General features: G+C 71.2%; 23 protein-coding genes. 17 read left to right on the forward strand and 6 right to left on the reverse strand.

Translation table 11 applies throughout. The features are described from left to right. Positions 1-11 precede the first annotated feature (11 nt). Positions 12-401 carry a RidA family protein gene (locus RGI145_RS04855; RefSeq protein ID WP_075797468.1) on the forward strand — a complete coding sequence of 130 codons (390 nt, stop codon included), beginning with the start codon at positions 12-14 and terminating at the stop codon, positions 399-401. Between the two features lie 220 nt (positions 402-621). Next, a complete protein-coding gene (locus RGI145_RS04860; protein WP_156878438.1) occupies positions 622-849 on the forward strand; it encodes a hypothetical protein in 228 nt (75 codons plus the stop codon). Between the two features lie 46 nt (positions 850-895). On the opposite strand, the gene folE is transcribed toward RGI145_RS04860, so the two are convergent. Both folE and apaG read right to left on the reverse strand, forming a co-directional pair. After that, the gene (gene folE / locus RGI145_RS04865; protein ID WP_075797470.1) at positions 896-1,525 is read right to left on the reverse strand and encodes a GTP cyclohydrolase I FolE; all 630 of its coding nucleotides are present in this window, start codon (positions 1,523-1,525) and stop codon (positions 896-898) included. 154 nt (positions 1,526-1,679) lie between these two features. Beyond that, entirely contained in the window at positions 1,680-2,090 is a 411-nt protein-coding gene (gene apaG, locus RGI145_RS04870) for a Co2+/Mg2+ efflux protein ApaG (protein WP_075797471.1), read from the reverse strand. 254 nt (positions 2,091-2,344) lie between these two features. Between apaG and RGI145_RS04875 the strand changes: the two genes are divergently transcribed. Continuing rightward, entirely contained in the window at positions 2,345-2,893 is a 549-nt protein-coding gene (locus tag RGI145_RS04875) for a chalcone isomerase family protein (RefSeq protein ID WP_075797472.1), read from the forward strand. A 737-nt stretch (positions 2,894-3,630) separates the two neighbouring features. Here RGI145_RS04875 and RGI145_RS04880 read toward each other — a convergent pair. Beyond that, the gene (locus tag RGI145_RS04880) at positions 3,631-3,936 is read right to left on the reverse strand and encodes a chorismate mutase (protein ID WP_075797473.1); all 306 of its coding nucleotides are present in this window, start codon (positions 3,934-3,936) and stop codon (positions 3,631-3,633) included. 128 nt (positions 3,937-4,064) lie between these two features. Beyond that, on the reverse strand, positions 4,065-5,093 hold the full coding sequence (locus tag RGI145_RS04885) for an enoyl-CoA hydratase/isomerase family protein (RefSeq protein ID WP_083670423.1): 1,029 nt from the start codon (positions 5,091-5,093) through the stop codon (positions 4,065-4,067). An 83-nt stretch (positions 5,094-5,176) separates the two neighbouring features. Between RGI145_RS04885 and RGI145_RS04890 the strand changes: the two genes are divergently transcribed. Then, positions 5,177-6,289 carry an ABC transporter ATP-binding protein gene (locus tag RGI145_RS04890; protein ID WP_075797474.1) on the forward strand — a complete coding sequence of 371 codons (1,113 nt, stop codon included), beginning with the start codon at positions 5,177-5,179 and terminating at the stop codon, positions 6,287-6,289. A gap of 28 nt (positions 6,290-6,317) precedes the next feature. Here RGI145_RS04890 and RGI145_RS04895 read toward each other — a convergent pair whose 3' ends face one another. Further along, positions 6,318-7,343, reverse strand: coding sequence for an NAD-dependent epimerase/dehydratase family protein (locus RGI145_RS04895; protein ID WP_075797475.1), 1,026 nt, complete (start codon positions 7,341-7,343; stop codon positions 6,318-6,320). A 9-nt stretch (positions 7,344-7,352) separates the two neighbouring features. On the opposite strand from RGI145_RS04895, the gene RGI145_RS25390 reads away from it, so the two are divergent. The 4 genes from RGI145_RS25390 to RGI145_RS04910 all read left to right on the forward strand — a co-directional run bounded on the left by RGI145_RS25390 (position 7,353) and on the right by RGI145_RS04910 (position 10,859). Then, complete coding sequence (locus RGI145_RS25390) at positions 7,353-7,580, forward strand: hypothetical protein (RefSeq protein WP_167668232.1); 228 nt, start codon at positions 7,353-7,355, stop codon at positions 7,578-7,580. Then, positions 7,577-8,695, forward strand: coding sequence for an ABC transporter substrate-binding protein (locus tag RGI145_RS04900; protein WP_237183208.1), 1,119 nt, complete (start codon positions 7,577-7,579; stop codon positions 8,693-8,695). The genes RGI145_RS25390 and RGI145_RS04900 overlap by 4 nt, the downstream gene beginning before the upstream one ends. A gap of 182 nt (positions 8,696-8,877) precedes the next feature. Beyond that, complete coding sequence (locus RGI145_RS04905; RefSeq protein WP_075797476.1) at positions 8,878-10,080, forward strand: ABC transporter permease; 1,203 nt, start codon at positions 8,878-8,880, stop codon at positions 10,078-10,080. Further along, positions 10,077-10,859, forward strand: a complete 783-nt coding sequence (locus RGI145_RS04910) for an ABC transporter permease (protein WP_075797477.1) — start codon at positions 10,077-10,079, stop codon at positions 10,857-10,859. The genes RGI145_RS04905 and RGI145_RS04910 overlap by 4 nt, the downstream gene beginning before the upstream one ends. A gap of 20 nt (positions 10,860-10,879) precedes the next feature. Here the strand turns inward: RGI145_RS04910 and RGI145_RS04915 are convergent, their stop codons facing one another. Further along, positions 10,880-13,351: a PAS domain-containing protein gene (locus RGI145_RS04915; protein WP_237183209.1), complete on the reverse strand. Its 2,472-nt coding sequence runs from the start codon at positions 13,349-13,351 to the stop codon at positions 10,880-10,882. Between the two features lie 336 nt (positions 13,352-13,687). On the opposite strand from RGI145_RS04915, the gene RGI145_RS04920 reads away from it, so the two are divergent. The 9 genes from RGI145_RS04920 (at position 13,688) to RGI145_RS04960 (ending at position 24,564) form a co-directional block, all read left to right on the forward strand. After that, positions 13,688-14,008 (forward strand): DMT family transporter, encoded by a 321-nt coding sequence (locus RGI145_RS04920; protein WP_075797478.1) that lies wholly within the window; start codon positions 13,688-13,690, stop codon positions 14,006-14,008. A 184-nt stretch (positions 14,009-14,192) separates the two neighbouring features. After that, positions 14,193-14,927 (forward strand): superoxide dismutase, encoded by a 735-nt coding sequence (locus RGI145_RS04925; protein WP_075797479.1) that lies wholly within the window; start codon positions 14,193-14,195, stop codon positions 14,925-14,927. Positions 14,928-15,064: 137 nt separating this feature from the next. After that, complete coding sequence (locus RGI145_RS04930) at positions 15,065-16,519, forward strand: FAD-linked oxidase C-terminal domain-containing protein (RefSeq protein WP_075797480.1); 1,455 nt, start codon at positions 15,065-15,067, stop codon at positions 16,517-16,519. 2 nt (positions 16,520-16,521) lie between these two features. Beyond that, the gene (locus RGI145_RS04935; RefSeq protein WP_075797481.1) at positions 16,522-17,745 is read left to right on the forward strand and encodes an FAD-binding protein; all 1,224 of its coding nucleotides are present in this window, start codon (positions 16,522-16,524) and stop codon (positions 17,743-17,745) included. Between the two features lie 13 nt (positions 17,746-17,758). Further along, a complete protein-coding gene (gene glcF, locus RGI145_RS04940; protein WP_075797482.1) occupies positions 17,759-19,081 on the forward strand; it encodes a glycolate oxidase subunit GlcF in 1,323 nt (440 codons plus the stop codon). Between the two features lie 112 nt (positions 19,082-19,193). Next, positions 19,194-20,309, forward strand: a complete 1,116-nt coding sequence (locus RGI145_RS04945; RefSeq protein ID WP_075797483.1) for a TRAP transporter substrate-binding protein — start codon at positions 19,194-19,196, stop codon at positions 20,307-20,309. A 28-nt stretch (positions 20,310-20,337) separates the two neighbouring features. Then, a complete protein-coding gene (locus RGI145_RS04950) occupies positions 20,338-20,886 on the forward strand; it encodes a TRAP transporter small permease subunit (protein ID WP_075797484.1) in 549 nt (182 codons plus the stop codon). A gap of 31 nt (positions 20,887-20,917) precedes the next feature. Next, positions 20,918-22,330 carry a TRAP transporter large permease gene (locus RGI145_RS04955; RefSeq protein ID WP_075797485.1) on the forward strand — a complete coding sequence of 471 codons (1,413 nt, stop codon included), beginning with the start codon at positions 20,918-20,920 and terminating at the stop codon, positions 22,328-22,330. Between the two features lie 212 nt (positions 22,331-22,542). After that, positions 22,543-24,564 (forward strand): SDR family oxidoreductase, encoded by a 2,022-nt coding sequence (locus tag RGI145_RS04960; protein WP_075797486.1) that lies wholly within the window; start codon positions 22,543-22,545, stop codon positions 24,562-24,564. The last annotated feature ends 55 nt before the right edge of the window (positions 24,565-24,619 follow it).

A 24,619-nucleotide genomic window follows, 5' to 3' on the forward strand; every position in this document is an offset into this window, starting at 1 on the left:
GGAGTACCAGCATGGGAATCATCACCACCTCGAACCCCGAGGGCCTGCACGCGCCCCACGCGGCCTATTCCCATGCGGTCCTCATCCAGGGCGCCAGCAGGCGGCTCGTGGTCAGCGGCCAGGCGGGCGTCACGCCCGATGGCCGGATTGCCGCCCATGCGGACGAGCAGATCGACCAGGTCTTCCGCAACCTCGATACCGTCCTGAAGGCGCATGACATGACCCCGGCGAATGTCGTGCGGCTGACCGCCTATCTGGTGCAGCGCATCCATATCGGCCCCTGGCGCCGGCGGCGGGACCAATGGCTGAAGGGCCATCAGCCCGCCGCGACGCTGGTGCTGGTGAATGGCTTCGCCGACCCGCGCTTCGTGGCCGAGGTGGAGCTGGAGGCGGTAGCGTGAGCATGGCCTGGCCTGCCTCCCGGCCTGTTTCCCGAAGGGCTGCCTGGGGCGCCGGGCTGCTCCTGCTTGTCCTGGGCGGATGCGCGGCGGCCCCGGCGCCGGAGCCAGCCAACTCGGTGCCCCGGCCCCCGCCGATCGGCGACCGGCCGAACGCCCCTGCCGCCTCCGGTGGCCCCCGCGCGGAGACGGGGGCGCCGGTGGTGGCCGCATGGGGCCGCTCATGAGCCGGGCCGTGCTGGGCGTGGTGTTGGCGGCCGCGGCCCTCCTGGCGGGCTGCGCGCCGCCCGCGGTCCAGCCCGCGCCGCAGGGCTACCGGACTCCCTATCAGCCCCCGGAAACGCCGCAGCGGAACACCTGGGAACGGCCCTATGCGCCGCCCCCGGCCGTGCCGCAGCCGGACTACTACGCCAATCCCCAGGCGCCGGCCGTTTCCACCGGGCTGCGCTGAGGAGGCCCCGGCCCGGATGAGTCCGGTCCGGGGGGCGGCTCCGGCCTCAGATGATCGGCGTGGCCCTCGGGGCGCCGATCATGGCGAGGAATTCCTGCCGCGTGCTGCGCTGGTCGCGGAAGGCGCCAAGCATGCGGCTGGTGACCATGGTCACGCCCGGCTTGTGCGCGCCGCGCGTGGTCATGCACTGGTGCGCGGCCTCCACCACCACGGCGACGCCGTAGGGGTTCAGCACGTCCTGGATCGAGTTGGCGATCTGCGCCGTCAGCTTTTCCTGGATCTGCAGGCGCTTGCCATAGGCATCCACGACGCGCGCCAGCTTGGAGATGCCGACCACGCGGCCCCGCGGCAGGTAGCCGACATGGGCGCGGCCGATGATCGGCGCCATGTGGTGCTCGCAGGTGCTTTCCAGCCGGATGTCGCGCAGGACGACCATCTCGTCATAGCCTTCCACCTCCTCGAAGGAGCGCTGGAGCAGCTCGACCGGGTCCTCCTCGTAGCCGGCGAACCATTCGCGATAGGCCTTGGCCACGCGCTTGGGCGTGTCAAGGAGCCCCTCGCGGCCGGGATTGTCGCCCGCCCAGCGCAGCAGCGTCCGGATGGCGTTCTCCGCGTCCTGCTGCGTCGGCAGGGGCTCGTCCGGCTCCTGGTACGGAGGGAAGGGTGTGCTGATCAAATTCCGTTCCTCTGTTTCCATCCCCGGCCGGGGGACGGGGTGCGGCCCGCGCGGCGTCCGCCGGCATCCGGCGGGGCTGGCCGTTGCAGCGCCCGCTTCCGTCCGGCAACCGGTTTTGGCAGGGGTGCGGGAGGTTCCGCAACCATGGCGCGTATCAGTTCAGGATGACGCGCCCTTCGGGACTGTCCAGGCTGAAGGCGGGGATCTCGACATCGAAATTCTCGCCCGAGCCGGTGGCCACCATGTGATAGGCACCGCGCATGAAGCCCGAGGGCGTGGGCAGCGGTGTGCCGGAGGTGTATTCGAAGCTCTCCCCCGGCTCCAGGATCGGTTGCTCGCCCACCACTCCGTCGCCATGCACGCGCTGGGTGCGGGCCATCGCGTCGGTGATCAGCCAGCTTCGCTTCAGGAGCTGCACGGTCTCCCGACCGCCATTCTCGATCTCGACGCGATAGGCCCAGACGTAGCGCCCTTCCTCCTCCGAGGACTGGTCGGCCAGGTAATAGGTCCGCACGCTGACGCGGATTCCACGCGTGACGGCGACATAGGCATCTTGGCCAGCCATTCTGCTCAGCCTCCCGGAATCAGGTATGGCAACAGCCAGATAGGCGGAAACGGAAGCGGAATCGAGCTTCACGCAGAAGTTTCCCTGGATCGGGCGGCCCGGCCCGGCCCGGGGCTTGGCCCGGGCGCGGGGAGCGACGAGGCTGCGGCGCCCAGGGTGATGCCTGGGGGCCGCCCAGGGTGCCACGCGCGCCCCGGGGCGGCGGAGCGGGGCCTGCCGCACCTGTTCCGGCCCCCTATCGGGAGACGCCCTTCTTGCTTCTGCTGACCCGCCGCGCCGGCCTGTCGCTCCTGCCGCTGCTTGCCCTGCCGCTGGCTGCCCTGCCTCTGCGGGCAGGGGCGCAGCAGGGGCCGCCGCCCAGCCTCCAGGCCGCCGGGCGCCGGCTCGTGCTGAACGGCACCGGCCGGCGGCGGGTCTTCCTGTTCGAGGCCTTCCGCGCGGCGCTCTACCTGGAGACGCCCAGCCACGACGCGGAGTCCATCCTCGCCTCGCGGCAGGTGAAGCTGCTGATCCTGCGCTATTCCCGCGACATCCCGCGCGACCGGCTGGTGTCGGGCTGGGAGGACGGGTTCCGCGAGCGCTGCGCCTGCGCCATGCCGGACGACTTCCGCGCCCGGCTGCGCGACCTGCGGGAAGGGGAGGAGGAGACCTGGCTCTTCCTGCCCGACTATGTGGAGATCGCCTATGCGGGCGAGCGCCCGGTGCGGATGAACAATCCCCTGGGCGCGCGCATGCTGTCCGCCTTCATCGGCCCCAAGGCCCAGAGCAGTGCCCTGAGCCAGGGGCTGCTGGGGCTGTCCTGACCGCCCGCGACGCCGCCCGCCGGTGGCCGGGGGCCCATGCCGATGTGCCCCCTGGCCGATGGAGGTTCCGGCTTGGCTCCCTGGAGCCGGCCGGACGGCATGGCGCCGGAGGCATCTGTCCCTTCATCCTTGCCGCAGGGGCGTGCCACCATGTGCGTCACTTTAGGGTTTTAATCTTTTAGGATTTTAGGCCTTTATTTGACCGGGTGGGTAGTGGTCAACCTTCGGAGTGGTTGAAGCCTTGCCAGGATAGTTTAAGGATTAAATTCCTATACCCTGCGGCGGGTGGGAAGGCAAGGAAGGCTTGCGGAGCGATGGCCCTGCCCGTCCGCGCGGCGAGTCCGGCTGCGGCGCTCGTGGCCCGGGGGAAGGCTCCGCCTTGCCCCCGATAACCCCCATCCGCCAGGAGCCGGTGGCTCCTGGACCTGCCTTTCATTGGCTCCGGCTGCGGCCGGATCGCGCTGGAGAGCTTCGCTCTTCGGTGACGGCCAGTTCCGGGAGCGCGGAGAGGGTGTCTTCAGCTTCTTGGTGCCTGCCGTGCCCGCCAGTCCTGTGGGATGAACCGGCGGGGCTGTGGCGGAAGTGGCGGGCGCCAGGGCATCGGGTGCAGGGCCCGCAGGGTCCTGCCGGTGAGGGGGGGCCGGGGCGAGAGGCGGCGCCTCTCCCCCGGGGCTGGCCAGGGGATGCCGCGCCGGACCCTCGCCGGCGCGTTCAGCCGGTGGTGTCAGCCGGTGGTGTCAGCCGGTCTGGCGGGGGACGGCTTCGTGGTGGCGGATCACCTCCTTCACCACGAAGGCCAGGAACTTCTCGGCGAATTCCGGGTCCAGCTTCGCGTCGACGGCCAGGCGGCGCAGCCGCGCGACCTGCTCCGCCTCCCGCGACGGGTCGGCGGGCGGGAGGTGGTGCTCGGCCTTCAGATGGCCGACGCGCTGGGTGCAGCGGAAGCGTTCCGCCAGCATGTGGATGATCGCCGCATCGATGTTGTCGATGCTGTCGCGCAGGGATCTGAGTTCCGGCAGGATGGCCGGTGCCGCTTCTGTCATCGGCGAAGCCTTCTTGATGAGATGTCGGGCGCCTCGCGCGGGCGCCTCCGCACCCCCCGATTAGACCAGGGGCGTTCCGGCGGGAACGCCGTGGCGCCCCGGCTTAAGCGGGGGGCAGGGCGCGCGCGTCAGGGTGCGAGCAGCGCCCGGACCGCCTCCATCTCCACCTCCTCGATCCGGGCGGGATGCCAGCGCGGCGACTGGTCCTTGTCCACCACCACGGCGCGCACCCCTTCCGCGAAGTCCGGCTGGCGGATCACCCGGCGCGCCAGGGCACGCTCGGTGCGGAGGCAGGTGGCGAGGTCGTGTCCGCCGCCGATGCGGAACAGTTCCCGCGTGACGCAGAGGCTCATCGGCGACATCCGGCGCAGCGTGGCGATCTGCTCCGCGGCCCAGCCGGTCCCCTCGGCCTCCAGCGCCTCCAGGATATGCGGCACGGTGCCGGCGGCGAAGCAGCGGTAGATGGCCTCCGCCTGCGTCGTCACCGCGCCATGCGGGGCCGGACGCGTATGGGCCGTGATGGCGGCCTCGGCGTCGCCTTGCAGGAGGGCCTGGCGCAGGGCCGGCAGTTCCTCCGCCGGGCAGAAATGCGTGGCCAGCCCGGCCTCCACCGCCTCGGCCCCGCGCAGCCGGGCGCCGGTCAGGCCCAGCCAGTTCCCGAGCGCGCCTTCCAGGCGTGGCAGGCAGTGGGAGGTGCCGACATCGGGGAAGAAGCCGATCGCGGTTTCCGGCATGGCGAGCAGCGCCTTTTCCGTCACCACGCGGTGGGAGCCGTGCAGCGAGACGCCGATGCCGCCGCCCATGCAGATCCCGTCGATCAGGCTGACCCAGGGCTTGGGGAAGGCCGCGATGGCCCCGTTCAGCGCGTATTCGGTGGCGAAGAAGTGGTCGGCCGCCACGCCGTCCCCGTCCAGAACCGACTGCCGGATGAGGCGGATGTCGCCGCCCGCGCAGAAGGCGCGGCCGCCCAACCCTTCGAGGAGCACCAGCCGCACCGACGGGTCCTCGCCGAAGCGGCGCAGGGCCTCGGCCAGCGCGTCGATCATCGTCTGGTCCAGCGCGTTCAGCGCCTTCGGCCGGTCGAGCTGGATCACCCCGGCGGCGCCCTCGATCCGCGTGGCGATTCCCGTGGCGTTCCCCATCTGGCCCTGGCTCATCCGCATTTCCTCCTGTCCGTCGCGCATCATGGCACCGGAGAGGCGGTTGACGGCAACCGGGGGGACCCGCAGTTTCCGCGGCCATGACGACCCATCTGGTGCGCTTCGAGGATGTGGAGAAGCGCTACGACGCCGGCGCGCCGGCGGTGCGTGGCCTCAACCTCTCCATCCGGCGGGGGGAGCTGCTGACGCTGCTGGGTCCCTCCGGCTCGGGCAAGACCACGACGCTGATGATGCTGGCGGGCTTCGAGCAGCCGAGCCAGGGGCGCATCCTGCTGGACGGCAAGGACATCGCCCATACCCCGCCGCACCGGCGCGGCATCGGCGTGGTGTTCCAGTCCTATGCTTTGTTTCCGCATATGACCGTGGCGGAGAACATCGCCTTTCCGCTGGAGGCGCGGGGCGTGGCGAGGGCGGAGCGCGAGGCCCGCGCGCGGCGGGCGCTGGAGACGGTGCGCCTGCCGGGCCTGGGCGACCGGCGGCCGGCGCAGCTTTCCGGCGGGCAGCAGCAGCGCGTCGCCCTGGCGCGTGCCCTGGTCTTCGAGCCGCCGATCGTGCTGCTGGACGAGCCGCTGGGCGCGCTGGACAAGTCGCTGCGCGAGGAGATGCAGTTCGAGATCCGCCGCCTGCACCGCGAGCTCGGCGTGACGATGATGTATGTCACCCACGACCAGGGGGAGGCGCTGGTGCTGTCCGACCGCGTGGCGGTGTTCCGGGGTGGCCGCATCCGGCAGCTTGCCCCGCCGCGCGACATCTACGACCGGCCGGCCGATGCCTTCGTGGCCGGCTTCGTCGGGGAGAACAACAGCCTGCCCGGCCATGTCCTGGCCATGGAGATGGAGGAGGCGCGCATCCGGCTGGATTGCGGCGTGGTGGTGCGGGCCACCGCCGCGGTGGGCGTGGGGCCCGGCAGCCGCTGCATCGTCGCGATCCGGCCGGAGCGTCTGGCGGTCGCGCCCATGCGGGCGGAGGAGATGGGCGAGGATGCGGTGCCGGCGCGGCTGGAGGAGATCGTCTTCGGTGGCGACCACCTGCGCCTGCGCCTCTCGATCGGCGCAACAGGGGGCGGCGAAGGGGAGGGGGCGCGGGCCGAGGTGATCGCCAAGCGGCCCGCGACCGGCGTGCTGCCCCAGCCCGGCGGCCCGGCGGCCCTGGCCTGGGATTTGTCGCAGGCCATCGCCTTTCCCGTGGAATGACGGCGCCCTCTGTTGGGGGCGTGCCGGGTCAGCCCTGCAGGAGGTTCGGCGGCAGCAGCGCGGCGCGTGGCCCGATGGGCTGCCACTCCATCCGGCGCGGGTTCCGCCGCAGGAGGCCGTGGCCCAGCCGGGCCTCGACCGTGCGCCGCAGGCCCGCATCGAGGGTGACGCGCGGCACCCAGTTCAGCAGGTTCCAGGCGGGCCGGGTGTCCACCGCCGTTTCCAGCTCGTGCGGGCGGGGCGGCAGGGCGCCGTAGACCGGCTCGACCGAGGGGTCGATCAGGTCCACCAGCTTCTGCACCACGTCGCGCACCGAATGGGCGACGCCGGTGCCGACCTCGATGCTCCGGCCGAGCGCCGCCTTGCTGACGCCGGCATGCACCAGCGCGCCGACGATGTCGTCCACATAGGTCCAGTCGGCGAGGCGGGCACCGTTGCCCAGATGCGGCGCCCGGCCATGGCGCAGCTCCTCGATCACGTAGGGCACCAGCTTGCTGGCGTCGCGCTGGCCGGGGCCGTAGGTCATGGCGATCCGGATATCGACGCAGCGCATGTCGTAGAGGCTGTCGAACAGCCGGGCATAGGCGGTGGCGGCGGCCTTCGAGGCGGCGTAGGGCGAGCGCGGCGCCTCGTCCGGCGCCGAATGCGCCTCGACCGAGCCGGCCAGCACCACGCGCTCGACGCCCCGCCCGGCGGCGGCCAGCAGGATGTTGACGGTGCTCACGAGGTTGTCGCGCAGCGTGGGCAGCACGGCTTCGGCGCTGCGCGAGCCGGTCACCGCGGCGCTCATGTGGAAGATGATCTCGGGCTGCGTCAGGCGGAGGAGCGACTCGATCTCGCCCGGCACCGCCGGGTCGCAGCGCCACCAGAGCGGCGCGGCCTCGCCGTCCTCGTCCTGCGGGATCTCGCCGCGGGTGGTGCCATGCACCTCGGCGCCGGCTTCCAGCAGGGCACGGCACAGGGCGCTGCCGATGAATCCGCGCGCACCCGTCACGAGAACGGAACGGCCCCGCAGGGCGGCCAGGATCGGATCATCGCTGCCGGGTCGGATCATCTCACACCCATGATCAGTCATTCGGAGTGGATCAAAATTGATATGATTCGAGCCGTTTATCAAGAATTTCGTTTCTTTTTATGGATCATGCCGCGAAATCTTGCTGCGATGCAAAAGTTTTCCGTGCTTGCGCCGCGCGGCCGGCGCCGGACTCCCCGGCCGCCCATTCCGCCGCCGTTTCCGCTGGCGATGCTTTGCTCTAGCCTTCGCCGGCAGGGCAGGGAGGCAGAACCATGATGCCGCGAAGCATGTTTCCGGTCGGGCACGGCGCCGGGAGGGCAGGCATCGCCCGAAGGCGCGTTTTCCGGGCGGCGTGGCTGGCGGCCTGCCTTCCCGTCCTGGTCCCCCTCCTGGCGGCCTCCCCGGCGCGGGCGCAGCAGCGCGACCTGACCGTGGTGTCCTGGGGCGGCGCCTATCAGGACGCGCAGCGGGAGGTCTATTTCCGCCCCTTCCAGACGAAGACGAACACGCGGCTGCTGGAGGAAAGCTGGGATGGCGGCGTCGGCGTGCTGCGCGCCAAGATCCAGTCCGGCGCCAACAACTGGGATGTCGTGCAGGTCGAGAGCGAGGAACTGCTGCTCGGCTGCGACGAGGGCCTGTTCGAGAAGATGGACTGGGCGGCCATCGGCGGTAAGGACCACTACATCCCGCAGGCGGTGGGCGAATGCGGCGTCGGCACGATCCTCTATTCCTTCGTGCTGGCCTATGACCGCAACCGGATGGCGAACGGCCCCGCGAACTGGGCCGATTTCTTCGACACGAAGAAATTCCCCGGCAAGCGCGGCCTGCGCCGCGGGCCGAAGACGACGCTGGAGATCGCGCTGCTCGCCGACGGGGCGAAGCCGGAGGAGGTGTACAGGCTGCTGGGCACGGAGGCCGGGGTGGACCGCGCCTTCCGCAAGCTCGACAGCATCCGCGACAGCCTGGTTTGGTGGGAACGCGGCGCGCAGCCGCCGCAGCTCCTGGCCTCGGGCGAGCTGGCCATGGCCGTGGCCTATAACGGCCGCATCGACGCGGCCAACAGGCAGGATGGGCAGAACTTCGCCATCTCCTGGCCCGGCAACCTCTACACGCTGGATTCCTGGGTGATCATGAAGGGCACGCCGAACCGCGACCGGGCCCTGCAGTTCCTGAACTTCGCCGGCCAGCCCGAGATCCAGGCCGAGCTGCCGCCGAAGATCCCCTATGGCGTCACCGCGAAGGGCGCCAACGACCATATCGCGCCCGCCGTGCTGGCCAACCTGCCGACCACGCCGGAGCACATGGAAGGCGCGCTGCGGATCGACGACCAGTTCTGGCTCGACAACCTCGACCGGCTGAGCCAGCGGTTCAACAACTGGCTGTCGCGCTGATCGCGGGGGCGCCCCCGATATGGTCCATGCGATGCTTCATGCGATGCCTCCCCGGCGGCTTTCCGCCGGGGGCGGAGGGTGGTAGCCGGGGCCGCCCCGCCACCACCGCCTTCCGCCGCCGGGGCGCCCCGGAGCCCGGATGAGGGCCGGGACGGCCGGCGGACCCTTTCCTCGGGAGATCCATGCCGAACCGCCGCGAACGCCTCGCCGCCGCCCTGCTGGTCGCGCCGCTGCTGCTCTTCCTGCTGGGCGTCTTCCTGCTGCCGATCGGCGCCTTCCTCTGGCGCGCGGTGGCGGAAACGGATGTGGCGCCGGCCCTGCCGCGCACCCTGGTCGCGTTGCGGGACTGGGATGGGCGGGACCTGCCGGGCGAGGCCGCCTTCGAGGCGCTGGCGGCGGACCTGCGGGCGGCGCGCGCGGCCGATCAGGCAGCGGGCGGCGGCGGCCTGATCCCCCGCGCCGCGGCGCGGCTGAATGCCGAGATCCCCGGCTTCCGCTCCACCCTGCCGGCCACGGCGCGGCGGCTGGCCAGCCCGGAGGCGCCGGCCCGCGAGACCATCCTGGCCGCCAGCCCGGACTGGTCGAAGCCCGGGAGCTGGGCCGCCATACGGCGCACCGGAGGGCCGCTTTCCGACCTGAACCTGCTTGCCGCGCTCGATCTCCGGCGCGATGCGGCGGGGAGCGTCGCCGCGGTGCCGCCCGATCAGGCGGTGTTCCGGGGCGTGCTGCTGCGGACGCTCTGGATCTCCCTGCTGGCCACGCTGCTCAGCCTGCTGCTCGGCTATCCGCTGGCCTATCTGATCGCCACCGCGCCGCCGCGCCTCGCCCTGTGGATGCTGGGCGCGGTGACGCTGCCGCTCTGGATCAGCGACGTGCCGCGCATCGCCTCCTGGATCGTGCTGCTGCAACGGGACGGCGTGGTGAACACGCTGCTCACCGCCACCGGCCTGCTGCGGGAGCCCGCCTCCTTTCTCTTCACGCGCGGCACGGTGCTGCTGGCCACGGTGAACCTGCTGCTGCCCTTCGCGGTGCTGCCGATCTATGCCTCGCTGCGGGCGCTGGACTGGCGGCTGCCGCGGGCGGGGCTGTCGCTGGGGGCATCGCCGTGGCGGGTCTTCCGCCGCGTGACGCTGCCGCTCTCCATGCCGGGGGTGGGGGCCGGGGCGCTGCTGGTCTTCATCCAGGCGCTGGGATTCTATGTGACGCCGGCGCTGCTGGGCGGGCCGAACGACCAGATGCTGCCCTATTTCATCGGCTTCTACGCCAACCGCACGGTGAACTGGGGGCTGGCGGCGGCGCTGTCGGTGGTGCTGCTGCTGGCGGTGGCGATCGTCGTGGCGCTCTATGCGCGGCTGGTCGGGTTCAACAAGGTTCGCATGGCATGACCCGGCTGCCTGCCTCCCGCCTGCTGCTCTGGCTCTTCGGCCTGCTGGTGATGCTGTTCCTGCTGGGGCCGCTGCTGGCGATCGTGCCGCTCTCCTTCTCCGCCGGCTCCTTTCTCACCTATCCGCTGCCGGGGCTGTCGCTGCGCTGGTATGCCGACTTCCTCACCTCCGACTTCTGGATGCCGGCGCTGCGCAACAGCCTGGTGATCGGGCTGGGTGCCTCCGCCATCGCCACGGTGCTGGGCACGGCCGCGGGTTTCGGCCTGTGGCGCGCGCGCTTTCCGGGGCAGATGCTGGTGCTCGGCGTGCTGATGACGCCGCTGGTGATGCCCTCGATCATCGTGGCGGTGGCGCTGCTCCTGGCCTTCGGGCCGCTGGGGCTGACCAGCAGCTTCACCGGCATGATCCTGGCCCATGCGGCGCTGGGCGCGCCCTTCGTGGTCACCACCGTCTCCACCGCCCTGGCGCAGTTCGACCCGGTGCTGCTGCGCGCCGCCTCGGCCTGCGGCGCGGGGCCGGGGCTGGCCTTCCGCCGCGTGGTGCTGCCGCGCATCGCGCCGGGCGTGGCGGCGGGGGCGCTCTTCGCCTTCGCCACCTCGCTGGACGAGGTGGTGGTGGCGCTGTTCATCTCCGGCCCGGCGCAGCGCACCCTGCCGCGCCAGATGTTCTCCGGCCTGAACGACCAGATCAGCCTGACCATCACCGCCGCCGCCACGATCATGGTGGCGCTGGCGCTGGTTCTCCTGCTGGCGCTCGGCTGGCTGCGCCGGGGGCGCTGACGCGCGGCGCGGCGGGCCGCTCAGGGGGCGGCCAGCAGGTCGCCGATCCGGGCCGCCAGGGCCTCGCTGGCGAAGGGCTTGGTCATGATGTGCATGCCCGGCGCCAGGTTGCCGTCGCCCACCACGGCCGCCTCGGCATAGCCGGTGATGAACAGCACCTTCAGATCCGGCCGCACGATCCGCGCGGCATCGGCCATCTGCCGGCCGTTCATCCCGCCGGGCAGGCCGACATCGGTGACCAGCAGGTCGATCCGCCGGCCGGATTGCAGGAGGTTGAGGCCGACGGAGCCCTCCGCCGCCTGGAGCACCTCGTAGCCCCGGTCCTCCAGCAGTTCCGCCAGCAGCATCCGCACGCTGGGCTCGTCGTCCACCACCAGGATCACCTCGCCGGCGCCCTCGCGCGGCGCCGCCACGGGCTCCCGCGGCTCCGCCGCCGCCGCCGGGCGCGCATGACGCGGCAGGAAGAGGCAGACCGAGGTGCCGCGACCAGGTGCCGACCGGATATGCGCCTGGCCGCCCGATTGCCGGGTGAAGCCGTAGATCATGGACAGGCCCAGACCCGTGCCCATGCCCAGCGGCTTGGTGGTGAAGAAGGGGTCGAAGGCCTTCGCCACCACCTCCGGCGGCATGCCCGCGCCGTCGTCGGAGACACACAGGCGGATATAGGGGCCGGGGGACAGGTCGCGTTCCCGCGCCGCCTCCTCGCCGAGGGCGACGTTCTTCGTCGCGATGCGCAGCGTCCCGCCCTCCGGCATCGCGTCGCGCGCGTTGATGCAGAGGTTGAGCAGCGCGTTCTCAAGCTGCGGCGGGTCCACGAGCGTCATCCAGAGCCCGGGCTCCGGCGTGACTTCGATGGCGATGTCGGGGCCCATGGTGCGGCGGATCAGCTCCTCCATCCCGGCCACGAGGCGGTTCACGTCGGTGGGCCGGGGATCGAGCGTCTGGCGGCGGGAGAAGGCCAGCAGCCGGTGGGTGAGCGCCGCCGCGCGCCGGGCCGCGTCCAGCGCCGCCTCCGTGTAGCGGCCGACCTCGGCGGGGCGGCCCTGGGCGATGCGGGTGTTCGTCAGCTCCAGGCCGCCGATGATGCCGGTGAGCAGGTTGTTGAAGTCGTGCGCCAGCCCGCCGGTGAGCTGGCCCACCGCCTCCATCTTCTGCGCCTGCCGCAACTGCTCCTCGGCCCGTTTCAGGGCTTCCGCCTGTTCCCGCTCGGCGGTCACGTCGCGGCCGATGAAGACCACCACGTCATCTCCCGCCGTGGCCGACCAGGAGATCCAGCGGTGGCCGCCGTCCCGGTGCCGGCAGCGGCTGTTGCCGAAGAGCAGTCGCTCCGGGGCCCGGAGGCGCGCGATGTCGCCCGCCGTGGCGGCGGCATCCTCCGGCCGCAGCAGGTCGGGCAGGCGCCGCCCGATCAGCTCCGCCTCGGTCCAGCCCAGGCAGGCCGTCCAGGCGGGGTTCACCGCCTCGATGACCGCGTCGGGCCGCATCACCGCCATGAGGTCGCTGGAAAGCTGCCAGAGGTGGTTCCGCTCGCGCGTCCGCTCCTCCACCCGCTGCTCCAGCGTGGCGTTCAGCTCCTTCAGGCGCGCCTCGCTCTCGCGGAGCGCCAGGTCGGCCCGGGCGCGGGCGGTGACGTCGGCGCCCTCCACGAAGATGCCGTTCACCTGGCCGGAATCGTCCCGGATCGGCTGATAGACGAAATCGACGTAGCGCTCGTCCACGGGCCCGCCCGGCACCGGTTCGGCCGCGAAGCGGGAGCCGGTCGCCACAAAGGGCTCGCCGCTCCGGTACACCTTGTCCAGCAGGGCCAGATAGCCCTGGGCGACCGCATCCGGCAGGGCCTCGGCCACCGTCCTGCCGAGGATCTCGCGCCGCCCGACCAGGGCGCGGTAGCTGGGATTGGCGAGCACGAAGCGGTGCTCCGGCCCTTGCAGCAGGGCCATGAAGGTCGGCGCCTGCTCGAAGAGGCGCGACATCCGTTCCTGCTCCTCCGCGACGCGGCGCTCGGCCAGGACCCGCTCGGTGATCTCGATCCCCTGGTTCAGCAGCCCGGCGATGCCTCCGTCCTCGCCACGGATCGGGGTCGCGGTGAAGAACCAGTGGGTGATCTCGGGCCGGCCCCGCCGGATCATGGGGAGCTCGACATTCTCCTGCGCGAAGCCGCGCCCGGTCGCCATGGCCTGGAGGAAGGGCGAGGCGATCTGATCCCAGGTGCTGCCCCAGACCTCGGCCACGGGGCGCCCCAGGGCGGCGGGATGGCGGTCCGCCATCGAGGGGATGTAGCTGTCGTTGTAGAGCATCCGCAGCTCCGGGCCCCAGAGGATGGTGCCGAGCAGCGGGGAGTTCAGGCAGGCCGACAGGGTGGAGCGGAGCGACTGCGGCCAGGTGTCCGGCGACCCGAAGGGCGTGGCCTCCCAGTCATGGGCGCGCATCCGGGCCCCCATCTCGCCACCGCCCGCCAGGAAGGGCCAGCGGCCCGCCCGATCCTCAGCCACGCAATGCTTCCCGTCTCCCTCGCCGGTCCGGTCGGTGCCCCCCCGCCCGGTGCTGATGTTCAAGGCCGAAGCCCATCCGGGCCGGGGGTCCGGCGGGTACGGCCCGCGGATACCGGCGGATATAGGGGGAAAGCACGGCGGGCGACAGGCTGACCCCGGACGGCGCCGGCCTGGACGGGGGGCAGACCGGGCTCCAGGCCGGTTCCACGCGCCCCTTTCCCACGCGCCCCTTTCCCACGCGCTTGGGATCGGCCGCCATCTTCCGCGTCCCGCGCTCTCCCCGCAGGATGACGGAGGCCGGGCATCCCTCGGCCGGGCGGTGCGGGGGAGAGCGGGATGGCCTGGGCCATGGTGGTCGTGGCGGGGTTGCTGGAGATGGTCTGGTCCTATGCGGCCAAGCAGTCGCAGGGCTTCACCCAGTGGGGCTGGGGGGCTTTGACGATCCTGGCCTCGCTCGTCAGCTTCCTGCTGCTGACCTTCGGCATGCGCGGCCTGCCGCTCGGCACGGCCTATGCGGTCTGGACGGGCATCGGGGCGATCGGCACCTTCATCGTCGGCATCCTGCTGCTGGGCGAGTCCACCAGCATCTGGCGGATCGCCAGCGGGCTGCTGATCGTCGCGGGGGTGATCGGCCTGCGCCTGACGAGTTCCGAATAGCGGCGTCCGGCGCCTCCGGCGGCGCTCTCCAGCCTGTGTTTCAGTTCCGCCGAAACCCGCATCCGCCTGCCGCGAGGCGCGTTCAGCCGGTACGGGCCCGGCCCGCTTCCCCGGAGGAGCCATGCCGGCGGCGGGAGGGCCGGGGCCCACCAGAGTGCCCGCCAGCAGGAAGGAACGGAGCGTCATGAACCCAGCACTCGGCCGCCGCGGCTTCGCCCTCGGGGTGGCTGCCCTTGCCACGGCCCTTCCCGGCCTGCGTTCCGGCGGTGCCAGGGCGCAGGCGCTGTCTCCCGGCCCCCACACGTTGCCGCCGCTGCCTTATGCCTTCACGGCCAACGAGCCGCATATCGACGCGCAGACCATGGAGCTGCACCACGACAAGCACCATGCGGCCTATGTGAACAACCTCAACGCGGCGCTGAAGGATCACGGCCAACTGGCGGCCCTGCCGTTGCAGCAGCTCCTGGCCCGGATCGACAGCGCGCCGGAGGGCATCCGCACCGCGCTGCGCAACAATGGCGGCGGCCATGCCAACCACACGATGTTCTGGGAGATCATGGGGGGCAAGGGGGGCGCCCCGTCCGGGGAGCTTGGCCAGGCGATCGAGCGCGACCTCGGCGGCTTCGACAAGTTCAAGGCGGAGTTCAACCGGCGGGGCGGGGCGCGCTTCGGCTCCGGCTGGGTCTTCGTCACCGTGGACCGGGACGGGAAGCTGGCGCTGACCGACTTGCCGAACCAGGACAGCCCGCTGATGTCCGGGCAGATGGTGCTGATGGGCAACGATGTCTGGGAGCACGCCTACTACCTGAAGTACCAGAACCGGCGCCCCGAATACCTCCAGGCCTGGTGGAACGTGGTGAACTGGGAGAAGGTGGCGCAGCGCTATGCCGCCGCGAAATCGGGCAGCCTGACGATCTGACGGGGGGCGCCGGGCGCCCCGAGGGCAGGCTCTGGGGGCAGGTTCTGGGGGCAGGGGGCGGGAGCCGGTTTGCATCCGGCTGCGCCTCGCCATTCCGGTGTGATGTCTTATATGATTATCGCACCGGAGGTTCCGTCATGCTCGCCCAGCTCCCGCCCAAGCCCGAGATCCTCGCACGGCAGGAAGAGATCGTGGCGGCCCTGCGCGCCATCATCCCCGCCGGCCCGCGTGGCGAGGGGGTGATCGGCGAGCCGTTGCGCCTGCGCGCCTATGAGACGGACGGGCTGTCCGCCTATCGCCAGCCGCCGCTGGCCGTGGTGCTGCCGGAAAGCACGGAGCAGGTGGCGGCGGTGCTGCGGTATTGCCACCGGAACGGCATCCGGGTGGTGCCGCGCGGCGCGGGGACCAGCCTGTCGGGCGGGGCGCTGCCCATGGCCGATTCCGTGGTGATCGGCATGATGCGGATGAACCGGGTGCTGGAGGTGGATTTCGAGGACCGGCTGGCCGTGGTGGAGGCCGGGGTGACCAATATCGGCATCACCAAGGCGGTGGAGGGGGAGGGGTTCTTCTATGCCCCGGACCCGTCCTCGCAGCTCGCCTGCATGATCGGCGGCAACGTGATGATGAATTCCGGCGGGGCGCACTGTCTGAAATACGGTGTCACCGCCAACAACCTGCTGGGCGTCACCTTCGTCACCATCGAGGGCGAGGTGATCCGCATCGGGGGCGGGCACCTGGATGCGGCGGGCTATGACTGGCTTGGCCTGATCACCGGCTCCGAGGGGCAGCTCGGCCTCGTCACCGAGGTCACGGTGCGCATCCTGCGCGGGCCGGAGGGGGCGCGGGCCATGCTGGCGGCCTTTCGCGGCGTCGAGGTCGCGGGCCAGGCGGTGGATGCCATCATCGCCAGCGGCGTGATCCCCGTCGCGCTGGAGTTCATGGACAAGCCCTGCATCCATGCCTGCGAGGCCTTCGCCCATGCGGGCTATCCGCTGGAGGCCGAGGCGATGCTGATCATCGAGGTCGAGGGCAGCCCGGAGGAGCAGGACATGCTGCTGGGCCGCATCAAGGACATCTGCGCCCGCTTCGACCCGATCAGCATGAAGGTCTCGCAATCGGCCGAGGAGAGCATGGCGATCTGGAAGGGCCGCAAGGGCGCCTTCGGGGCCGTCGGGCGCATCTCGCCGGATTATCTCTGCATGGACGGCACCATCCCGACCGGGGAGCTGCCGCATGTGCTGCGCCGGATGGAGGAGATGTCGGAGGCCTGCGGGCTGAAGGTCGCCAATGTCTTCCATGCGGGCGACGGCAACCTGCACCCGCTGATCATGTTCGACGCCAACGACCCGGAGAGCTTCCGCAAGGCCGAGGCCTTCGGCGCCGATATCCTGAAGCTCTGCGTCGAGGTCGGCGGTTGCCTGACCGGCGAGCATGGCGTCGGCGTCGAGAAGCGGGACCTGATGAGCGTGCAGTTCACGCCGAGGGAGCTGGCGCAGCAACGCCGCATCAAATCGGCCTTCGACCCGGACTGGCTGCTGAACCCGTCCAAGGTCTTCCCGCTGGAGCCGGCGCCCGGGATCGCCGCGGAGTGACGATGAGCGACATCCCGGTAGGCAATATCCCGGTGGGTGACATCCTGGCGCCGGCGGAGGAAGCCAGCGTGGCGCGCGTGGTGGCCGAGGCCCATGCGGCCGGCGAGCCGCTGCTGGTCGAGGGTGGCGGCACGAAGCGCGCCGCGCTGCGCCCGGTGCAGGCGGCGCGCAGCCTGTCGCTGCGGAACCTGTCCGGCATCACCTTCTACCGGCCACAGGAGATGGTGATCTCCGCCCTGGCCGGCACGCCGATCCCGGAGATCGAGGCCGCGCTGGCCGAGCGGGGGCAGCAGCTCATCGCCGAGCCACCCGACCCGCGCCCGATCTTCGGCGGCGAGGCCGCGGCGACGCTGGGCGGCACGGTGGCGGCCAACCTGTCCGGCCCGCGCCGGATCAATGGCGGCGCGATGCGCGACCATGTGCTGGGGGTGCGCTTCGTGAACGGGGAGGGGGAGGTGCTGCGCTCCGGCGGGCGGGTGCTGAAGAACGTCACCGGGCTCGACCTGTGCAAGCTGCTCTCCGGCTCCCACGGCACGCTGGGGGTGATGACCGAGATCACGCTCAAGGTCCTGCCCGCTTCCGAGGCCACGGCGACGCTGGCGGTGCGGGTGCCGGACCTGAAGCATGGCGTGGGTGCGCTCGCCGCGGCGCTGGGCAGTCCCTTCGGCGTTTCCGCCGCCGCGATCCTGCCCGAGGGCCATGCGGCGCTGGGGCTGGACGGGGTGCTGGCGGTGGCGCGGCTGGAGGATTTCTCCGAGTCCGTGCGCTACCGTGCCGAAAGGCTGCGCGAGGCGCTGGGCCTCTACGGTGCGCTGACGCTGATCGAGGGCGAGGATTCCCGCGCCCTGTGGCGCGCGGTGCGTGATGCCGTGCCGCTCGGGGCCGCGCCGGAGGAGGCGGTCTGGCGCGTTTCCCTCCGCCCCTCCGCCGCGCCGGGCGTGGCCGAGGCGCTGCGGCGGGAGTTCGGCGCGAGGCTGCTGCTCGACTGGGGCGGCGGGCTGGTCTGGGTGGCGGGGCCGGCGAGCGAGGCCGCCCATGCGGCGGTGATGCGGGCCGCGCTGTCGGCGGGGGGCACCTTCCTGCTCTTCCGTGGGCCGGAGCCGCTGCGTGCCGCGGTGCCCGTGATCCCCGAGGAGGTGCCGGCGCTCGCCGCCCTCTCGCAACGCGTCAAGGCCGCGCTCGATCCGCGCGGCATCCTCAATCCGGGCCGCCTGCGGGCGGCCTGAGCACGAGACGGACATGCAGACCAGCTTCACCGCCGAGCAGCTCGAAGATCCCGACACGCGGGACTCGAACACGATCCTGCGCACCTGCGTGCATTGCGGCTTCTGCACCGCGACCTGCCCGACCTTCGTGCTGCTGGGTGACGAGCTCGACAGTCCGCGCGGCAGAATCTATCTGATCAAGGACATGCTGGAGAGCGGCAAGCCCGCCACGGAGGAGGTGGTGCGGCATGTGGACCGCTGCCTCTCCTGCCTGTCCTGCATGACCACCTGCCCCTCGGGCGTCCACTACATGCATCTGGTGGACCATGCCCGGCACTATATCGAGGAGACCTATACCCGCCCGCTGCCGGAGCGCCTGCTGCGCCGCGTGCTGGGCTGGGTGCTGCCGAGCCCGGCGCGCTTCCGGCTGGCGCTGACGGGCGCGCGGCTGGCCCGGCCCCTGCGCGGGCTGATCCCCGGGCGTTCCGTCACGTCGCAGCGGCTGCGCGCCATGCTCGACCTGGCGCCGGCCAGCCTGCCTGCCGCCAGCCCGATGCAGGCGCCGCAGGTCCACCGGGCGGAGGGCGCGCGGCGCGGGCGGGTGGCGCTGCTCACCGGCTGCGCGCAGCAGGTGATCGGACCTTCGATCAACGAGGCGACGATCCGCCTGCTGACCCGCATGGGGCTTGATGTGGTGGTGACGAAGGAGCAGGGCTGCTGCGGCGCGCTGAACCACCACATGGGCCACCACGATCCCGCGATGGCGCAGGCACGGGCGAATATCCTGGCCTGGAGCCGCGAGATCGAGGGGGAGGGGCTGGACGCCATCGTCATCAACACCTCCGGCTGCGGCACCACGGTCAAGGATTATGGCCACATGTTCCGCGAGGAGCGGGAAAGCGAGCGCGCCGGCAAGGTGGCCGCGCTGGCGATGGATGTCTCGGAGGTGCTGACGCGCTTCGGCTACAAGCCTTCCCGGTCCGCGCCGGGGCTGAGCGTCGCCTATCACGCCGCCTGTTCCCTGCAGCACGGGCAGAAGATCACCGCCCTGCCGAAGGACCTGCTGAAGCGCGCCGGCTTCACCGTGAAGGAGGCCGCGGAGGGGCATCTCTGCTGCGGTTCCGCCGGCACCTACAACCTGATGCAGCCGGAGATCGCGGGGCAGTTGCGGGAGCGCAAGCTGGGCAACATCGACCGCACCGGGGCGGACCTGATCGCGGCGGGCAATATCGGCTGCCTGACCCAGCTCGCGGGCGGTGCGCGCCCGACGGTGCACACGGTGGAGCTGCTGGACTGGATGGCGGGCGGGCCGGAGCCGGCAGCGGTGACGGGGCTCGCGGCGCGCCGGGCTGCCTGAGGGGCTGCCTGGGGGTGGGGCCGGAAAGGCATCTTTCCAGCGTGGAAACGGCAAGCTAAAGATTCCGTAAGGCCGGCACATCCGAGATGCCGCCGATGGAAACGGGACAAGAATGAATCGTCGCAAGTTTCTCGCGGGTGCCGGGCCCGCGCTGGCCCTGCCCGCCGCCGTCGCGGCCACAGGCCTGGCGAAACCGGCGATCGCGCAGACCGCCCCGGAGATCCGCTGGCGCTGCGCTTCCTCCTTCCCCAAGTCGCTGGACACCATCTACGGCGCCGCGGATTTCATGTCGAAGCGCGTGGCGGCGCTGACGGACGGGAAGTTCCGCATCACCGTCTTCGCCGCGGGCGAGATCGTCCCCGGGCTGGCGGTGGCGGATGCGGTGCAGAACAGCACCGTGGAATGCGCCCATACCGCCTCCTACTACTTCGTCGGCAAGGACCCGACCTTCGCGCTGGATGCCACCATCCCCTTCGGCATGAACACGCGCCAGACCAATGCCTGGCTGCATGCCGGGGGCGGGCGGGAGGTGCTGCGCGAGTTCTTCGACGGCTACAACATGGTCTCCATCCCCACCGGCTCCACCGGGGCGCAGATGGGTGGCTGGTTCCGCAAGGAGATCAAGACCGTCGCGGACCTCAACGGGCTCAAGATGCGCATCGCCGGCATCGCCGGGAACATGCTGCAGAAGCTGGGCGTGGTGCCGCAGCAGATCGCGGGCGGCGACATCTATCCGGCGCTGGAGCGCGGCACGATCGACGCCGCGGAGTGGATCGGCCCCTATGACGACGAGAAGCTCGGCTTCAACCGCGTCGCGCCCTTCTACTACTATCCGGGCTTCTGGGAGGGCGGGCTGAACCTGTCCCTTTATGTCGGCAAGGCGCGCTACGAGGAACTGCCGCAGGCCTACAAGGACGCGCTGGAATCCGCCTGCCGCGACGCGACCATGGAGACCATGGCGAAGTACGACATGCAGAACCCGCAGGCGCTGCGGCGGCTGGTGGCGGGCGGCGCGCAGCTCCGGCCCTTCCCGCGCGAGGTGATGCAGGCGGCCTACAAGTCGGCCTTCGAGCTCTATGACGAGATCTCGGCGTCCAACCCGCGCTTCAAGAAGGTCTATGATCACTTCAAGGGATTCCGCGACACGCAGCTCCAGTGGTTCCGCGTCGCCGAGAACACCTACGACAACTTCGTCTATTCCATGCAGGCACAGGAACAGCGCCGCTGATGCCGCGTGCCGCCACCCGGAGGACCGGATGAAACCCCTTCTCGCCTTCTCCCGGGTGGTGGACGGCATCAGCACGTTCTGCGGCCGTGTCGCGGAGTGGCTGGTGCTGCTGGCGGCGGTGATCAGCGCCGGCAATGCGGTGGTGCGCTATCTCTTCTCCTGGTCCTCGAACGGCTGGCTGGAGGTGCAGTGGTATCTCTTCGCCGGCGTGGTGATGCTGGGCGGCGCCTATACGCTGCTGCGCAACGGCCATGTCCGCGTGGACCTGATCTACGGCAACATGTCGGAACGCGGCCGGCTGTGGACCGACGTGCTCGGCATCCTGTTCTTCCTCTTCCCGGCCATGCTGCTCCTGGTCTGGATGACCTGGCCCTTCTTCCTGGACTCGCTGAACCGCTGGGAGGGCAGCTCGAATGCGGGCGGGCTGCTGCGCTGGCCGGCGAAGCTGCTGTTGCCGGTGGGATTCCTGCTGGTCTTCCTCCAGGGGGCCTCCGAGCTGATCAAGCGCATCGCCCTGCTGCGCGGCCTCCGGCCGGAGGGCGAGGTCGCCCTGGCCTACGAGAAGCCCATGCAATGAGCCGCCGCCCAAGGAACGGATCCCCCATCGCATGAATGTCGAGCTCATGCCGCCCCTGATGTTCGGCGGCCTCGTGATCTTCCTGCTCTTCGGCTTCCCGGTGGCCTTCAGCCTGGCGGCGGTCGGCCTGTTCTTCGGCTTCCTGTCGGTGGAACTGGGCTATTTCGCCTTCGGCTTCCTGGCCAACCTGCCGCTGCGCGTCTTCGGCGTGCTGTCGAACGAGCTGCTGCTGGCCATTCCCTTCTTCACCCTGATGGGCGCGATCCTGGAGCGCTGCGGGCTGGCCGAGGACCTGCTGGAAGGCACCGGACAGCTCTTCGGCAAGGTGCCGGGCGGCCTCGCCATCGCGGTGGTGCTGGTGGGCGCGGTGCTGGGCGCCATCACCGGCACGGTCGCCGCCTCGGTGATCGCGATGGGCATGATCTCGCTGCCGATCATGCTGCGCTACGGGTACGACCAGAAGATCGCGACCGGCGTCATCGCCGCCTCGGGCACCATCGCGCAACTCATCCCGCCCTCGCTGGTGCTGATCATCCTGGGCGACCAGCTCGGCCGCTCGGTGGGCGACATGTATGCCGGGGCCATCGGCCCCTCCATGCTGCAGGTGCTGCTGTTCCTGCTCTTCATCGGGGCGGTGGCGATCTTCGCCCCGCACAAGGTGCCGCCGCTGCCGCCCGAGGCCCGGCAGCGCCACGGCTGGGCCCTGTACTGGAAGGTGCTGCGGGGGATGCTGCCCTCCCTGGTGCTGATGTTCCTGGTGCTGGGCACGATCTTCCTGGGCCTCGCGACGCCGACCGAGGCGGGGGCGATGGGCGCGATGGGCGCCATCTTCCTGGCGGTGATCAACGGCCGCTTCACCTATGCGCTGCTGCGGGAGGCCATGGCCAACACCGCGCGCATCACCGCCATGGTGGTCTTCCTGCTGCTCGGCGCCACCGTCTTCTCGCTGGTCTTCCAGGGCGTCGATGGCGGCCTCTGGATCGAGCACCTGCTGTCCCACCTGCCGGGCGGGCAGACGGGCTTCCTGCTCTTCACCAATGTCTTCATCTTCTTCCTGGCCTTCTTCCTCGATTTCTTCGAGATCGCCTTCATCGTCGTGCCGCTGCTGGCGCCGGTGGCGGCCAAGCTGAACATCGACCTCGTCTGGTTCGGCGTGCTGCTCTGCGTGAACCTGCAGACCAGCTTCATGCACCCGCCCTTCGGCTTCGCGCTCTTCTACCTGCGCTCCGTCGCGCCGCCGGAGGTGCGGACCAGCCAGATCTACTGGGGGGCCATCCCCTGGGTCTGCCTCCAGATCATCCTGGTGGGCATCGTGATCTTCTGGCCGGAGAGCGTGACCTACTGGCTGGATTCCGGCACCAAGGTGAACCCGGCCTCGGTCGTCATCGACGTGCCGACCCCGGGCATGGGGGAGGACGAGCCGCCGCCGGTGATCTTCAAGTAGGCGTCCGGCGCGTCCGGGCATCGCACTCGGGAAAGGGGGGGGGCGGCGTTCACCGGGCGCCGTCCGGGTGCGCCGCCTTGGCGTGACCGGCCGCGCCGGACGTCCCAGCCATCCCGTGCGGGAAGGGCGGATGCGTGGAAATCCGGCCTCAACCTCTCGCGAGGCGCGGCGTTCACCGGGGGAGATACCCAGACAAGGGAGTAACCCCGACCATGGCCAAGCCCCATCGCAAGCCGTTGCGCCAGCAGGTGATCGTGCTCACCGGCGCCACCTCCGGCATCGGCCTCGCCACCGCGCGGCTGGCGGCGGAGCGGGGTGCCTCGCTGGTCCTGGCCGCCCGCAACGAGGATGCCCTGCGTTCCCTGCGGGACGAGCTGCGCGCCCGGGGCGGGCGCACGGAATACGTGGTGGCCGATGTCGCCGATGCGGAGGCGGTGGAGAAGGTCGCGCAGAAGGCCATCGACAGCTTCGGCGGCTTCGACAGCTGGGTGAACAATGCCGGCGCGGCCATCTATGGCCGGATCGAGGACACGCCGCTGGAGGACCAGAGGCGCCTGTTCGACGTCAACTACTGGGGCGTCGTGAACGGCACCCAGGTGGCAGCGAAGCACCTGAAGCAGCGCGGCGGCACCATCGTCAATGTCGGCTCCGTCCTGTCCGACCGGGCGATGGAGCTGCAGGGCGTCTATTCCGCCTCCAAGCACGCGGTGAAGGGCATCACCGATGCCTTCCGCATGGAGTTCGAGGAGGCCGGCTACCCGATCTCCGTCACGCTGGTGAAGCCCAGCTCGGTGGACACGCTGTTCCCGGAGCATGCGCGCAACGTGACGGACAGCGCCGGGCTGAAGCTGCCGGCGCCCGTCTATCATCCGCGTCTGGTGGCCAAGGCGATCCTGCATGCCTGCGAACACGCGCCCCGGACCCTGGTGGTGGGCATGGGCGGCTATGCCATCGCCCTGCTGGGCAACCACGCCCCGCGCCTGACCGACCGCTTCATGGAAGCCTTTGGGCGCCGCAGCCAGACGCGCCAGAGCCCGGGCCGCAAGGACCGCCACGACAACCTCTACGAGCCGCGGGCCGACCTCGCCGAGACGGGTGCGATCAAGGACCAGCCGGCCCCGCGCCGGAGTTCGGTGCTGCTGGAGGCGCAGATGAACCCGCTCGGCACCACCGGGGTGCTGATCGGCCTGGGCGTGCTGGCGGCCGGCGTTGCGGTGGGCGTCCATTACAGCCGCAAGTCCCGCGACCGCGCCCTGCTGCGTGAGGCCGAGGAGGCGATGCGCCGGGGCCGCTGGAGCTTGTCCCGCCTGGGAAGCGGGAAGGGTGACGAATGGGCCGGCCTGTCCCGCAAGGCGCGCCGCCGGGCGGAGCAACTGGCACGCGAGGCGGAGAGCAGGGCCTCCCGCGGCGGCAGCCTGCTGGGCGGGCTGTTCGGGCGGGCACGGCACGATGCCCGCGATCTGGCGGAGGACACCTCCTCCCGTGCCCATTCCCTGTGGGGGCGCTGGCGCGGCCAGGCGGACGATTTCGCCGAGGAGTCGCAGGATCGGGTGCAGTCCTGGCGCGGCAGCGCGATGGGGCTGATCGGACAGGCGCGTGGCCGGGCCGGGGATCTGGCCGAGGACGCGCAGGATCGGGCCGACCGCTACCGCGATGAGGCACGGTCCTTCCTGGGGCGGGTCCGGGGCCGCGCGGAGGATGCGGCGGAGACGGCCTATGACACCGCCGGGGAGTATCGGGACAGCGCCCGTTCCTTCCTGGGCCGGGCGCGTGGCCGGGCGGAGGACGTGGCCGATACGGCGCAGGATCGCGCCAGCGCCCTGAGGGGTGGCGCCATGTCCCTGCTGGGCCGGGGACAGGACCGGGTGGAGGGCTTCGCCGGGGATGTCCGGGAGCGCGTGGAGCACATGCGTGACGAGGCCCAGGGGAAGGCCCAGGGCCTGTTGCGTGGTGGGCGCCGCAAGGCCCGGCGTCGGGCGCGGCGTGGCGAAAGCGTCCTGGTCTCCTTTCTCTGCTCGCTGCGACAGGGCCTGGACGGGGTGGTGGACCGGCTCTCGGGCCGTCCTTCGCGCCGTTCCGCGGGCTGGATGGATCGGGCCTCGGAGCTTGGGGAGACGCTGCGCGACACCGCCTCCCATGCCGGGCATGACGCGGCCGAGCTCGCGGGGCGTGCCCGCAAGCGCGGCGATGCCCTGGTGCGCGACCTGCGGCGCGAGATCCGGCGCTGGGCCTGAGGCCCTGCCGCCTGGAAGCCAGCCTGCGGGGCCGGGGGACATCCTTCCGGCCCCG

This window comes from Roseomonas gilardii (genome assembly GCF_001941945.1).
Classification (GTDB): Bacteria; Pseudomonadota; Alphaproteobacteria; order Acetobacterales; family Acetobacteraceae; genus Roseomonas.